Origin of the sequence: Spirillospora albida, from assembly GCF_000718255.1 — a bacterium.
Classification (GTDB): domain Bacteria; phylum Actinomycetota; class Actinomycetes; order Streptosporangiales; family Streptosporangiaceae; genus Spirillospora; species Spirillospora albida.
Window position 1 is genome coordinate 23462 of the sequence record NZ_JOFJ01000023.1, and the last position, 12986, is coordinate 36447.

12 protein-coding genes are annotated in these 12986 nt (G+C 72.3%); 5 read left to right on the forward strand and 7 right to left on the reverse strand.

Going from position 1 to position 12986, the window contains the following annotated elements; genetic code table 11:
* Positions 1–252 precede the first annotated feature (252 nt).
* From IE99_RS0124965 to IE99_RS0124975, 3 genes are all read left to right on the forward strand, one after another.
* Positions 253–1536 carry a CinA family nicotinamide mononucleotide deamidase-related protein gene (locus IE99_RS0124965; RefSeq protein ID WP_037560063.1) on the forward strand — a complete coding sequence of 428 codons (1284 nt, stop codon included), beginning with the start codon at positions 253–255 and terminating at the stop codon, positions 1534–1536.
* 111 nt (positions 1537–1647) lie between these two features.
* Positions 1648–2001, forward strand: coding sequence for a helix-turn-helix domain-containing protein (locus IE99_RS0124970; protein ID WP_037560069.1), 354 nt, complete (start codon positions 1648–1650; stop codon positions 1999–2001).
* Positions 2002–2171: 170 nt separating this feature from the next.
* A complete protein-coding gene (locus tag IE99_RS0124975) occupies positions 2172–2639 on the forward strand; it encodes a Dps family protein (protein WP_030175757.1) in 468 nt (155 codons plus the stop codon).
* Between the two features lie 148 nt (positions 2640–2787).
* Here IE99_RS0124975 and IE99_RS0124980 read toward each other — a convergent pair whose 3' ends face one another.
* The 6 genes from IE99_RS0124980 to IE99_RS0125005 all read right to left on the reverse strand — a co-directional run bounded on the left by IE99_RS0124980 (position 2788) and on the right by IE99_RS0125005 (position 8730).
* Positions 2788–3579 (reverse strand): DNA-formamidopyrimidine glycosylase family protein, encoded by a 792-nt coding sequence (locus tag IE99_RS0124980; RefSeq protein WP_030175759.1) that lies wholly within the window; start codon positions 3577–3579, stop codon positions 2788–2790.
* 12 nt (positions 3580–3591) lie between these two features.
* Positions 3592–4056 (reverse strand): RrF2 family transcriptional regulator, encoded by a 465-nt coding sequence (locus IE99_RS0124985; protein ID WP_030175762.1) that lies wholly within the window; start codon positions 4054–4056, stop codon positions 3592–3594.
* Positions 4057–4167: 111 nt separating this feature from the next.
* Positions 4168–5607, reverse strand: coding sequence for a glycoside hydrolase family 3 protein (locus IE99_RS0124990; RefSeq protein WP_030175764.1), 1440 nt, complete (start codon positions 5605–5607; stop codon positions 4168–4170).
* Positions 5604–6440, reverse strand: coding sequence for a carbohydrate ABC transporter permease (locus IE99_RS0124995; protein ID WP_030175766.1), 837 nt, complete (start codon positions 6438–6440; stop codon positions 5604–5606). The genes IE99_RS0124990 and IE99_RS0124995 overlap by 4 nt, the downstream gene beginning before the upstream one ends.
* The gene (locus tag IE99_RS0125000; protein ID WP_030175768.1) at positions 6437–7405 is read right to left on the reverse strand and encodes a carbohydrate ABC transporter permease; all 969 of its coding nucleotides are present in this window, start codon (positions 7403–7405) and stop codon (positions 6437–6439) included. The genes IE99_RS0124995 and IE99_RS0125000 overlap by 4 nt, the downstream gene beginning before the upstream one ends.
* A gap of 59 nt (positions 7406–7464) precedes the next feature.
* A complete protein-coding gene (locus IE99_RS0125005) occupies positions 7465–8730 on the reverse strand; it encodes an extracellular solute-binding protein (RefSeq protein WP_030175771.1) in 1266 nt (421 codons plus the stop codon).
* A gap of 258 nt (positions 8731–8988) precedes the next feature.
* On the opposite strand from IE99_RS0125005, the gene IE99_RS0125010 reads away from it, so the two are divergent.
* Positions 8989–10209, forward strand: a complete 1221-nt coding sequence (locus IE99_RS0125010) for an ROK family transcriptional regulator (RefSeq protein ID WP_030175774.1) — start codon at positions 8989–8991, stop codon at positions 10207–10209.
* Between the two features lie 22 nt (positions 10210–10231).
* Here the strand turns inward: IE99_RS0125010 and IE99_RS33490 are convergent, their stop codons facing one another.
* Positions 10232–10366, reverse strand: a complete 135-nt coding sequence (locus IE99_RS33490; RefSeq protein WP_281176580.1) for a hypothetical protein — start codon at positions 10364–10366, stop codon at positions 10232–10234.
* A gap of 227 nt (positions 10367–10593) precedes the next feature.
* Between IE99_RS33490 and secA2 the strand changes: the two genes are divergently transcribed.
* Complete coding sequence (secA2, locus tag IE99_RS0125020) at positions 10594–12912, forward strand: accessory Sec system translocase SecA2 (protein WP_030175780.1); 2319 nt, start codon at positions 10594–10596, stop codon at positions 12910–12912.
* Positions 12913–12986: the final 74 nt, after the last annotated feature.

A 12986-nucleotide genomic window follows, 5' to 3' on the forward strand; every position in this document is an offset into this window, starting at 1 on the left:
CGTCCGTCGGCGCGCACGGATTTCCGTCGATGATATGCGTCTCCTCACATTGCCGTTCCCTCGTATTCGTCCGGTCGTCGCTTTTCTCGGACGCGGATTCGTCGTCCGCTGATTCGCCCGCGGGTCGTTCACCTTTTCCGGCGGAGGCGACCCGTCCTGATGCGGTCGGCCGATCCGGGAACCCCGCCGCGGCCGACCGGTGTCCGCCCCGGCCGGTAGGTTCGGAGAGCGGCGGAGCGAAGAGGGGGACGGATGCGGGTCGAACTGGTCACCGTCGGGGACGAGCTGCTTCTCGGCGACACGCTCAACGGGAACGCGGCCTGGCTCGGGCGGCGGCTGGCCGAGCACGGGATCGCCGTGACCCGCAGCGTGGTCGTCGGCGACGAGATGGACGTGATCATCGAAGCGGTCACGTCCGCGCTGCGCCGGGCCGACGCGGTGATCACCACCGGGGGGCTCGGTCCCACCTACGACGATCTGACCCGCGACGCCCTCGCGAAGGCGGCGGGCGCCGCCCTGGTCCGGGATCCCGAGCTCGAGGCGCGGCTGCGCGACCGGGCCGAGGCGGCCGGCCGTGAACCGCTGCCGATGGCGTTCCGCATGGCGGACGTGCCCGAAGGCGCCCGCCCGCTCGCGAACCCGGCGGGCTCCGCGCCCGGTCTGCGGGTCGCGCTCCCCGGCGGCACCGTGTACGCGCTGCCCGGCGTCCCGTTCGAAATGCGCGCCCTCATGGACACGGCCGTCCTGCCGGAACTGGCCGGACGCGCCGGCGCGCCCGCCCTCGCCCGCCGCACGCTGCGCACGGCCGCGCTGTGGGAATCGGAGATCGCGACCCGCCTGGCCGAGATCGAGGCCATGGACGGCGTCGCGCTCGCCTACCTGCCGGAACCGGCCGAGGTGAAGATCCGGATCACCGCCGCGCCCGACCGCCTGCCGTCCGTCGAGGCGCGCGTCCGCGAGCTGCTGGGCCCGGCGGTGTACGGGGCGGACGGCGAGACGCTCGACCGGGTCGTGCACCGCCTGCTCGCCGACCGCTCGGCGACCGTCGCGACCGCGGAGTCGCTGACCGGCGGCCTCATCGGCGCCGCGCTCACGGAGATGCCCGGCTCGTCCGCGACCTACGCGGGAGGCGTCGTCGCCTACGCCACGGAACTCAAGGAGCGCCTCCTCGGCGTCCCGTCCGGGCTCCTCACCGCCAACGGAGCCGTCCATCCCGACGTCGCGGCCGCCATGGCCGCCGGAGTCCGCGACCGGCTCGGCGCGACCTACGGGGTCGCGGTGACGGGTGTGGCGGGCCCCGACCCCCAGGACGCCCGCCCCGTGGGCACGGTCTACATCGCCGTCGCCGGACCCGGCGCCGCGCCCTCCGTCGTCGCCCCGCGCCTCCCGCTGCCGGGCACCGGCCCGCAAACACGCCCGGCGATCCGGCGAATGACCGTTGTGCACGCCCTTGACCTGCTGAGACGTGTCATGCTGGGATGCGAGGAAGGTGAACGGGGCACCAAATCCGGGTGCGATCGGGAAGAGCGGAGTTGATTACAGCGTTACGTTCCGAGCGAACACGAAATCAACGGTCTGCCACGGCCGCCGCCAACCCGGGTACGGTGGAACCGGCAGATGGTCCGAACTGAGGGAGGGAGCGAGACGATGGTCCTGCTTCGCCAGCTGCTCGGTGACGTACTGCGGCAGCTGCGGCTGCGCCAGGGACGCACCCTCCGCGAGGTGTCCGCCGTCGCACGGGTGTCCCTCGGATATCTCTCCGAGGTCGAACGGGGTCAGAAAGAGGCGTCCTCGGAATTGCTCGCCTCCATCTGCAAGGCCCTGGGGGTCCCGCTGTCGCACGTCCTGAGAGAGGTCGCGGATCAGCTGGCCTTGGCCGAGCTGCAGCACGACCCCGTCATGGCGGGCGCACCCGCGCACGACCGCATCACCGCCGAGAGCATCCCGTCCACCCCCGAGGAGATCGCAGGCGAGTTCCGCGCGGACATGGTCGCCGCGTAGCCGGGGCCCTGGAACCGTGGCCCGCGGGTGTGCGCGGACCACAGGGCTCTGACGTGCGGACGGACCCTGCCTCGGGTGTGTGTGGGGCCTCACGCTTGGGTCCGGCAAGGCGGGGGATGGTTCCGGTGTTGTCACGGATACGCCGTAATGACGCGGAAGGAGCCCCAACGATGGCGACGGTCACGAGCCCTCTGCCCGACAAGGCCAAGAAGGCCGCCGGAGAGGCCCTGCAGGGCGCTCTCATCGATCTGATCGACCTGGGCCTGCTCGCGAAGCAGGCGCACTGGAACCTGACCGGCCGCAACTTCAAGGTCGTCCACGAGCACCTGGACGAGATCGTCACCCTCGCCCGGCAGGCCCAGGACGATGTCGCGGAACGTGCCGTGACGATCGGCGTCAACCCCGACGGCCGGTCCCGCACGGTCGCCGACCGCACGGAACTGGACCAGCTTGAGGCCGGCTACCTCGCCGACGACAAGGTCGCGGCCGCGATCACCGGCCTGCTCGCCCAGATCATCGCCCGTTTCCGCGGCCACATCGCGGCCACGGAGGAAGCCGACCCGGTCAGCCAGGACCTTCTGATCGGCGTCACCGCCGAGCTGGAGAAGCAGCACTGGATGTTCCAGGCCCAGAGCTGATCGCGGTGCCCTCGGCCGCCCCCTTCCCAAGGGCGCGGCGGTGCGGTCGCCGCATCGCCGCGGCCCGACCGGGGGCGCTCCGCGCGATCGGTCTCCCGCTCCGCTCGTAACCGGCTCCGCTCGCGGTCCAGGTCGTCGACGGCCGAGGTCAGGGCCGGGGTGGTTGGCATCGGGGGCACCAGTAGGTGATTCTGCTCTGCCTCGCCTCGCCCTGGTCTCGGCGTTCGACGCGGGTGCCGCAGCGGCGGCAGGGGCGGCCCGCCCGGCCGTAGACCCAGTGCTCGTGGCCGCGGCGCAGGTCGCCCGTGGTGATGTGGCCGTGGCGGGCCTTGTTGGCGTCCAGGAGCCGGTGGGCGAGTTCCACCACGTCCGCGAGTTCCGGGACCTCCTGGACTGGTGTCCAAGGGTGGACGCCGCGGAGGAACAGGATCTCCGCCTTGTAGACGTTGCCGATGCCCGCCAGGCACGCCTGGTCGAGGAGCGCCTCCCCGATGGCGCGCTCCGGCCGCACCATCAGGCGCCGGACGGACTCGGTGGCGAGAGCGCCGTTCCAGAGCGGGTTGAGGAGGTCGGGGCCGAGGTGCCCGACGGCCTGGTCCTCGTTCTCCGTGCGCAGCAGTTCCACGACGCCCAGGGACGTGCCTATCGCCATCTGCTCGGCGTTCCCCAGCACGAGGCGCACCCGATGGTCCGTGGGCGGTGGGCCGGCGGGGCGGATGTGCCAGCGGCCCTCCATCCTGAGGTGCGTGTGGACGGTCAGGCCGCCCTCGACGCGGATGAGGAGGTGCTTGCCGCGTGGCACGGCCTCCAGGACGGCCCGTCCGCGCAGGTCGGCGCCGGCGAAGCGCGGGACCCGGAAGTCCGAGCGGGTCAGGGTGCGCCCGGCCAGAGCCCGGTGCAGGTTCCGCGCGGCCAGCCAGACGTTGTCGCCCTCGGGCACGTCACCGCCTCCTCAGAGGAACGAGGGGCTCTCCCAGGCGGAGGGGTCCTCGGTGAGGGCGTGGACCGGGGGCGGCAGCTCGCCCGCCGCGATGTGCGCGAGCGTGACGGACTCGAGGATGGAGCGCTCGCTGGCGCGCAGCGCGATCCACACGTCCTGCAGGGACTTCGCCGGACCGGTGTACCCGACGTGCTCGGGGCGCTCGCCCCGGACGCCGAGCAGGGGGCCGTCGATGGCGCGGATGATGTCGGCGAGGGCGATGTCGGCCGCGGGCTTGGCCAGCCAGTAGCCGCCCTCCGGCCCGCGCTGGCTCCGGACGAGCCCGGACCGGCGCAGCTGGCCGAGGATGTTCTCGAGGAATTTGGGCGGGATCTGCTGCGCTTCCGCGAGCTGGACGGCGGTCACCGGGTGGTTCCCGGCCACCGCCAGCTCCGCGGCGGCGCGCAAGGCGTAGTCGACCCGGGCGGACAATCGCATGTGGTCATTATCCCTTGCCGATGGGACTGGTCGGACTAACCGCCCCGAGAGGGGGCGTGACGTGCCCGCGCGCACCGGGTGAGGGAACCGCGCGGGCCCGCCACGGGTCTGTCAGGCCAGGCCCAGGAGCTCCGCCGCCGCCTGGGCGTTGGCGTTGGCGGCGCCGTAGGTGGCCAGGTAGGTGCCCGCGCCGGGGCGCCAGACGGGGAGGCCCATCTCCACGACGATCGCGTCGGGGCGCGCGCCGAGCAGGGTCCTCGTCAGTTCGCGCTGTGCGGGGTGGCGGTGGGCGTCGCGCAGGACGATCACCAGGCCGCGGCCGGTGGCACGTTCCAGGAGGCTGCTCGCCTGCTCGCCGCCGTCCGCCTGGACGGCGTCCTCGGCCCACGGGCGCAGTCCCCAGGGGGTCGGGCCCACGGCGATGTTGCCGGACGACTCCATCTCCACGACGAGGGGCGGGGTGCCGTTCCAGCCGGGGAGGGAGCCCGTCACCCGGACGGCGCGGCGGGCGGCGTCCAGGCCGGCGGAGCGGTCGATCTCCGCCGGGGGATGGCCGGCGAGCCAGGTGCGGAGGGCGCGCGTGCGTTCCGCGGCGGCGGCCAGGTGCTCGGCGGGGAGGCGGCCCACGCGGACCGCCTTGATCATCGCGTCCAGGGTCGCCTGGAGGGTCTCGGCGTGCTCGCGGGGGCCGAGGCAGAGGAGGTCGGCGCCCGCGATCAAGGCGCGGACGGCGGCCTCGGGGATGCCGATCTCGCCGCTGGCGCCCTTCATGTCGAGCGCGTCGGTGACGATGACGCCCTCGAACCCGAGATGGTCGCGGAGCAGGCCGGTGATCGCGGCGTGCGACAGGGTGGCCGGGGCGCCGCCGGTGATCGCGGGCAGGTTGAGGTGCCCGGTCATCACCGCGCGGGCGCCGGCCGCGATCGCCGCCCGGAACGGGACGAGCTCGCGGCGGTCCAGCAGGTCCAGGTCGGCGTCGACGAGCGGGACCGCGAGGTGGGAGTCCTCGACGGTGGCGCCGTGGCCGGGGAAGTGCTTCGCGCAGGCCGCGACGCCCGCCTCCTGCGTCCCGGTGACGGCCGCGGCGGCGTGCCGGGCGACGACGCCCGGGTCGGAGCCGAACGACCGGGTTCCGATGACGGGGTTGTCATCGGCCGTGTTCACGTCCGCGGACGGGGCGAAGTTCAGGTTGACGCCGACCGCGGCGAGCTCGGCTCCCATCGACCGGTACACGCGGCGGGTCAGCTCCGGGTCGTCGACCGCGCCGAGCGCGGCGTTCCCCGGGTAGGGGCTGCCGGTCGCGTGCCCGCCGAGCCGGGTGACGTCCCCGCCCTCCTCGTCGATGGTGACGATCGGGTCGGCGACGTCCCGCATCCGTGCGGTGAGCGCGGCGAGCGACTCCGGGCTCGGGACGTTCCCGGTCAGCGCGAACAGCGTGACGCCGCCGAGGCCCTTCTCCAGTTCGGCGAGCAGCCAGCCGGGAGCGGTCGCGCCGGGGAACGAGGGGAGCAGGGTGCCGCGGGCGAGCCGCGCGATGTCGTCGCCGGTCACCCCTTCACCGCCCCGGCGGTCAGCCCGGACACCATGCGGCGCTGGACGAAGAGGAAGAACACGATGACGGGAATGGTGAGCAGCGTGGACGCTGCCATGATCGGCCCCCAGGCGTTGCCGCTGCGTCCGAAGAAGAACTGCAGCATGATCGGCAGGGTGTACTTGCCCTGGTCGTCCAGGAACGTGTAGGCGAAGATGAACTCGTTCCAGGCGGTGATGAACGAGAAGATGCTGGTCGCGACGAGCCCCGGCGCGACGAGGGGGAGCAGGACGGTGAAGAACGTCCGGATCGGCCCGGCGCCGTCGATCGCGGCGGCCTCCTCCAGCTCCTTCGGGACGGCCGCGACGAAGCCGCGCAGCATCCAGATCGCGAACGGCACCGCGAACCCGATGTAGACGAGGACCAGGCCGGGCAGGCTGTCCAGCATCCCGAGCTTCTTGAGGTCGAGGAACAGCGGGATGACCAGGGCCTCCAGCGGCACCATCTGGACGACCAGCAGCATCACGAGGAACGTCGTCCGGAACCGGAAGCGGAACCGCGCGACGGCGGTCGCGGCGAGGAGCGCGAGCAGGCTCGACACGACGACGGTGACGAGCGCGAGGACGGCGCTGTTGCGGAAGTACGCCCAGAACGACACCTCCGCGATGCCGCCGTTGAGCACGAGGTCGAAGTGCTCCAGCGTCGGATGCGCCGGCAGCGGCCTCGGGGTGGTGCTGAATATCTCGGTGTTCGGCTTGAACGCGGTGGACGCCATCCAGAAGACGGGGAAGACGGCCAGGACGAAGACGACCAGCCCCGTCGCGTTCAGCAGGTATCTCCGGGCGCGCTTCACTTCGTCTCCCCCTGACGGACCATCACGCGGACGTACAGCGCCGTGACCACGAGCAGGATCATGGTGAGGACCAGCGCGATCGCCGAGCCCATGCCGAGCTTGGGATTGAGGGACCCGAACGCCTCGGAGAACGCGTACAGCGACAGGTTGAAGGCGTCGCGGTTCGCCAGCCCGGACATGATGAACAGCTGGGTGAACACCTTGAAGTCCCAGATCACGCTCATGACGAGCAGGACCATGAAGATCGGCTTGAGCAGCGGGTAGGTGATGCTCCAGAACGTCCGCCACGGGCCGGACCCGTCCACCCGCGCCGCCTCGTACAGCTCGCTCGGCACGCTCTTCAGGCCCGCGAGGACGGACACCGCGACGAACGGGCACGACTGCCACACCACGCACACCGTGAGGACGGTGTAGGTCGACAGCGGCGTCGCGAACCAGTTGTGGTCGGCCCAGCCGCCGCCGATCAGCGCGTCCGGCAGAAGGTCCAGGCACCAGTTGACCAGGCCGCCGGTCGTGCCGAACAGCCAGGAGAAGATGATCGCGGCGGTGACCGGCGGGGTCGCCCAGGCGATCATGACGCCGCCCGAGACGAACGCCGACATCCGCTTGCCGAGCTTGTTGAGCAGCAGCCCGACCAGCGTCCCGACCAGCATCGTCAGCGTCACCGCGACCACCGCGAACAGCACGGTGTTGCGGAACGTCTGCCAGAAGAACGGGTCGCTGAGGATCTTGTCGAAGTTCTCGGTGCCGACCTGCTCGGCGGGCTCGCCGCGGAGCTGGCGGTTGCCGACCTTCTGGAACGACATGATCCCGATCTGGACCATCGGCCAGAACATCAGCAGGGCGATCACGATCACGGTGGGCGCGATCAGCAGGTACGGCCCGAGGCGGGGCCGGCGGCGGATGCGGGCGCCGGCGGCCTTGCGGCCCGGCGGCTTGCGCACCGCGGGTGCGGTGTCGAGCATGGGCGGTTCCGATCGACGGTGACGGGCGGGAGTCGGCCGGGACGGTCCCGTGCCTGCGGCTACGGGTTGAGCAGGGTGTTGGCCTGCTCGTTGGCCTTCTTCAGCTCCCCGTCCGCGGACTTGCCCTGCATGATGGCCTTCACCGCGTTCGGCAGGACCTTCTTCGCCTGCTCGAACTCACCCCAGCCGGCGCTGATCGGGGTGAACTTGGTGTTGGTCGCGATCTGGGTGAAGATCTCCAGCTTCGGGTCGGTGAACTTCACGTCCGACCGCATGGAGGAGAAGCCGCTGTAGTCGGCCCACGCCTTGGCGTTCTTGGCGTTGTTCAGGACGGTGATGTAGTCGAACGCCGCGCCCTTGGCCTTGCTGTCCTTCCAGACGGCGAGGTCGGAGCCGCCCGCCATGACGGGCGCGTTGCCGCCGGTCTTGGTCGGGATCGGGAAGACGCCCCACTTCCCGGCGTCCTTCTCGGAGATCTTCTTCATCTCCTTGAGGGCCCAGCTGCCGTCGATGTACATGCCGAGCTTGCCGAGAGCGAAGTCCCGCTGCGGGCCCTCGAGCTCGTTCTTGCCGATGTACTTCTCCGGGGCGACCTTCTCCTTGGAGACGAGACCGGCGTAGAAGTTCACGGCCTCGGCGGCCTGCGGCTGGTCGAGCCTGCCGGCCCACTTGCCGCCCTCCTTGACCGCGACCTCGCCGCCGTTGCCCCAGATGAAGCTGACGAGGGCGTTGGTCTGGTCGCTCGGCGCGCCGATGCCGGGGACCTTCTTCCCGTCCTGGATCTTCTTCGCGGCGGCCGTCAGGTCGGCCCAGGTCTTCGGCTGCTGGATGCCGAGCTCCTGGAACCAGTCCGTCCGGTACCAGATGCCGCGGACGCCGCCGTACCACGGCACCGCGTAGGTCTTGCCGTCCCCCTGGTCGTTGGCGAGGGCGGTCTTGTTCAGCGTCTTGCCGTCCGCCCAGCCGTCCAACTCGTCGGTGATGTCGGCGAGGTTGCCCTGCTCGATGTGGGACTGGACGTCGGTGTTGCCGAGCTCGGTGACGTCCGGGCCCTCACCGCCCGCCGCGGCCTTCTGGAACGTGGGGGCGACCTGCGGCCACGGCACGTACTTGATCTGGACGTCGGTGTTCGGGTGCTTCTGCTTGAACTCGGCCTCGACGCCGTCGAGGAACTTGGTCTGCTCGGGCGTCCCGTCGCCCATCATCCAGACCTTGAGCGTCGCCGGGTCCTTGCCCGCCGCGGAGTCGTCCTTGTCGTCACCGCCGCAGGCCGTGGCGGCCAGGGCGATCGCGGCCGCTGCGGCCACAACCTTGAAGTACTTCACTGGTGAATCCTTTCCGGCATCCGCCTCGCGTGGCCTTGCTGGCCTGCGATGCCAGTGGAGCACGTGCCGACCCTTTAGGGTCCGACCATGCCCCCCTCGCTACCGCGTCGATCGCGGGCGCCCTGCTCGCCAGTCGGCGTGTTGCGCGCGCCCCCGCCCCGGGGTGCCGGTGCGGTCGGCGCTGTGCGCGTAAACTAACAAGAAACTTTCCTAAATAAAACCGCTCGTTAGCGGATTGAGACATGGAGGTCCACCGGCATGGCGAGACGCCCGGGAACGCCGCGGCTGCTGCGCGAGCTCAACGACCGCGCCGCGCTCGACCTTCTCGTCGAGCAGGGGCCCCTGACCCGCGCCCAGATCGGGGAGCACACCGGGCTGTCCAAGGTCACCGCGTCGCAGCTGCTGTCCCGGCTCGAGGAGCGCGGCCTCGTCGAGGTCGCGGGCGAGCAGGCCGGCGGCCGCGGCCCCAACGCCGCCCTCTACGCCGTCGTGCCGTCCGCGGCCTACGTCGCCGGGCTCGAGGTCGGGCCGGACGGCGTCACCGCCGGTGTCGCCGACATCACGGGGACGCTCGCCGCCCAGGTCACCGTGGACCCCAACGGCGCCGACGACCCCGTGAGGACGGTGCACGACGCCGTCGTCAAGGCGTGCCGCTCGGCTCGCGTCGCCGTCGGCCGGCTCAGCGCCTTCGTGATCGGGACGCCCGGCGTCGTCGACCCGCGCTCCGGCGACGTCCAGTTCTCGTTCGACCTGCCGAGCTGGCACGAGGGCGTCCTCGCCGCCCTGAGGACCGACCTGCGCCGTCCCGTCACGATCGAGAACGACGTCAACCTCGCCGCCGTCGCCGAACGCGCCTACGGCGCCGCCCGCGGCGCCGACGACTTCGCGCTGATGTGGCTCGACCGCGGCATGGGCCTTTCGGTCATGCTCGGCGGCAGGCTGCACCGCGGCCGCTCCGGTGGCGCCGGCGAGATCGGCTACCTGCCCGTGCCCGGCGCGCCCCTCCCCATCGGCGCCGCCCGCCGCGGACCCGAGGACGAGGGCGTCACCGAATCGACGTCATGGGGCAAACCGGCCATCGCCGGCGGTTACGGTTCCCTGGTCGGCGCCGACGCGGTCCGCGCCCTCGCCCACTCGCACGGCATCACCGAACCGACCGCCGTCGCCTGCGTCCGCGCCGCCGCCGAAGACGAGACGATGGGCGGCGCCTTCCTGGACGAACTCGCCGTCCGGATCTCCTACGGAGTGACCTCGGTCAACATCGTCCTGGACCCGGGCCTGGTGGTGCTGTCGGGCAGCCTGGGCAGCGCGGGCGGCGTCCCGCTCGCCTCCCGGATCGAGCGGACCGTCGGCCGCATCAGCCCCACCCGCCCCACCGTCGCCGTCACCCGCGTCGAGGGCAACCCCGTACTGCGCGGCGCCCTGCACTCGGCCCTGGAGCAGGCCCGCGACGAGGTCTTCTCCGCCGACCCCGCCTGACCCCGCCGGGCGGCGGCCCGCGCTACTTCGGTGCCGCCGGGACCGGCGCGGGCCGGTCGCTGCGGCGTGGATCGCTCAAGGCGCGGTCGATGAGCGTCCGGCTGATGATCTGGCGCTTGCGCCGCTGGGCGGCGGCCAGCCGAGCCGTAGGTGTCATGGTGAAACCCCGTTCCGCGGTGGCGCTTTCCCCGTCGGCCACCGCAACCCCGTAGGCACCCATGGTCTCAGAGATCGTGCTTGCGGAGGCTCCATCCGGAGAATGAGATCGGGCTCAGACTTCCTGCCGATGCGGCCCTGACGTCCCGGATCGCACCTGGGATCATGGGAACGACGGGCATTCCGCGCCCGTTGGGGGAACCGTGACCGAGCGAACGAGGGGACGCCATGGGGCTGCGTGACCGGTTCCGGCGGCTCGTCCAGAAACCGGGCACCGTGGACCTGGCTCCCTTCCAGGCCGTGGTCGCCGACGCCGGCACGCGCGAGGACCGCGTCCGCGAGCTCACCGACGACGAGCTCACGGCCGGGGCCTTCGTGGACGACCTCGCGGAGTTCTGCGCGATCGGCCGCGAGGCCGCCCGCCGGACGCTGGGAGAACGGCCCTACGACGTGCAGCTCGTGGGGATGCTCGCGCTGCTGTCGGGGCACGTCGCGGAGATGGCGACCGGCGAGGGGAAGACGCTGGCCGGCGCCCTGGCCGCCGCCGGGTACGCGCTGCGCGGCGAACGCGTCCACGTGATGTCCGTGAACGACTACCTGGCGCGCCGCGACGCCGAGTGGATGGGGCCGCTGTACCGGATGCTGGGCGTGTCCACCGGCTGGGTCGGGCAGGCGTCCACCCCGGACGAGCGCCGCGCCGCCTACGCCGCCGACGTCACCTACGCCCCGGTCAGCGAGATCGGGTTCGACCTCCTGCGGGACCGCCTGGTCACCGACCCCGCCGACGCCGTCCTGCCGGAACCGGCCGTCGCGCTGATCGACGAGGCCGACTCCGTGCTCGTGGACGAGGCGATGGTGCCGCTCGTCCTCGCCGGCGCGACCGAGCTCGCCGAGGCCGACCCCCGGTACGCCGACCTCGTCCGGCGGCTGCGCCCCGGCCTGCACCACGCCGTCGACACCGAGGCGCGCAACGTCACGCTCACGGCCGCCGGTACGCGCGAGGTGGAACGCGCCCTCGGCGTCGACCTGTACGCGGCGGAGAACCTGGCCGTCCTCACCGCGGTGAACGTCGCCCTGCACGCCGAGGTGCTCCTGCACCGCGACGTCGACTACATCGTCCGGGACGGCGCGGTGAAGCTGATCAGCGAGTCGCGGGGCCGGGTCGCGCTGCTGCAGCGCTGGCCGGACGGGCTGCAGGCGGCCGTGGAGGCGAAGGAGGCCCTGGCCGCGTCGCCGTCCGGGGAGATCCTCGACTCCGTCACCGTCCAGGAGCTGATCGGCCGGTACCCCGCCCGCTGCGGCATGACGGGTACCGCGATGGCCGTCTCCGGCCAGCTCACCGAGTTCTACGGGCTCGAGATCGCGGTGATCCCGCCCAACGAGCCCTGCGTGCGGCGCGACGATCCCGACCTCCTGTACGCCACGTCCGCCGACAAGGAGGTCGCGATCGTCGAGGAGATCGCCGCCGCCCACGCCACCGGACGTCCCGTCCTCATCGGCACCGCCGACGTCGCCGAGTCCGAGCGCCTCGCCCGCCGGCTGGCCCGCGCCGGCCTGGACCGCGTCGTCCTCAACGCCAAGAACGACGCCGAGGAGGCCGCGATCATCGCCGAGGCGGGCGCGCCCGGCGCGATCACCGTCTCGACGCAGATGGCGGGCCGCGGCACCGACATCCGGCTCGGGGGCGGCCCGCCCGGGTCCGTGCCCGGCACCGCCCCCGCCTCGGCGGGCGCGTCCGCCCGCGACCGCGTGGCGGCCGCCGGCGGGCTCCTCGTCATCGGCACCGGCCGGTACCACAGCAGCCGCCTGGACGATCAGCTCCGCGGCCGCGCCGGACGCCAGGGCGACCCGGGCGGCTCCGTCTTCTTCACCAGCCTCCAGGACGACCTCGTCACGCGCTTTGCCCCTGACGAGACCTACAAGGGCCCTACCGAGCCGGACGGCCGCATCGACGACAAGGGCGCCCGCTGGATCGTCGGGCACGCCCAGCGCGTGGCCGAGGGCGTCGACCTGGAACTGCACCGCAACACCTGGCGCTACAACCACCTGATCGGGCTGCAGCGCCGCGAACTCCTCGTCGAGCGCACCGCCGTCCTCCAGGGCGACCACGCCGACCGGATGATGGCCGAGGACGCCCCCGATCGGCACGCCGCCCTCGTCGAGGCGGCGGGGGCCGACGCCGTGGCCGATGCCGCCCGCCAGATCCTCCTGTACCACCTGGACCGCTGCTGGGCCGACCACCTGGCGTTCCTCGCCGACCTCCGCGAGGGCATCCACCTGCGCTCCCTCGGCCGTGGCCTGGACCCCCTGGTCGAGTTCAACCGCGAGGCGGTGCCCGCGGGCAAGCGCCTCCTGCCGGACGCCCGCGCCAGGGCCGTCACCGCGTTCCGCGCTCTCACCGCCTCCGCATCCGGCATCGACCTGGACGCCGCCGAGCTGAAACGCCCCTCCGCCACCTGGACGTACCTCGTCCACGACAACCCCTTCGGCTCCCTGGACGAACGAGCCCTCAAGGGCCTCATCTCCATGTTCGGCCGCCGCCACTGACCGCCTCCCCCGTCGGGACTCCGTCAAGACCTGGCGCCTTCGCGCAACGTCCGGACGGCCCTGATGGAAATTGG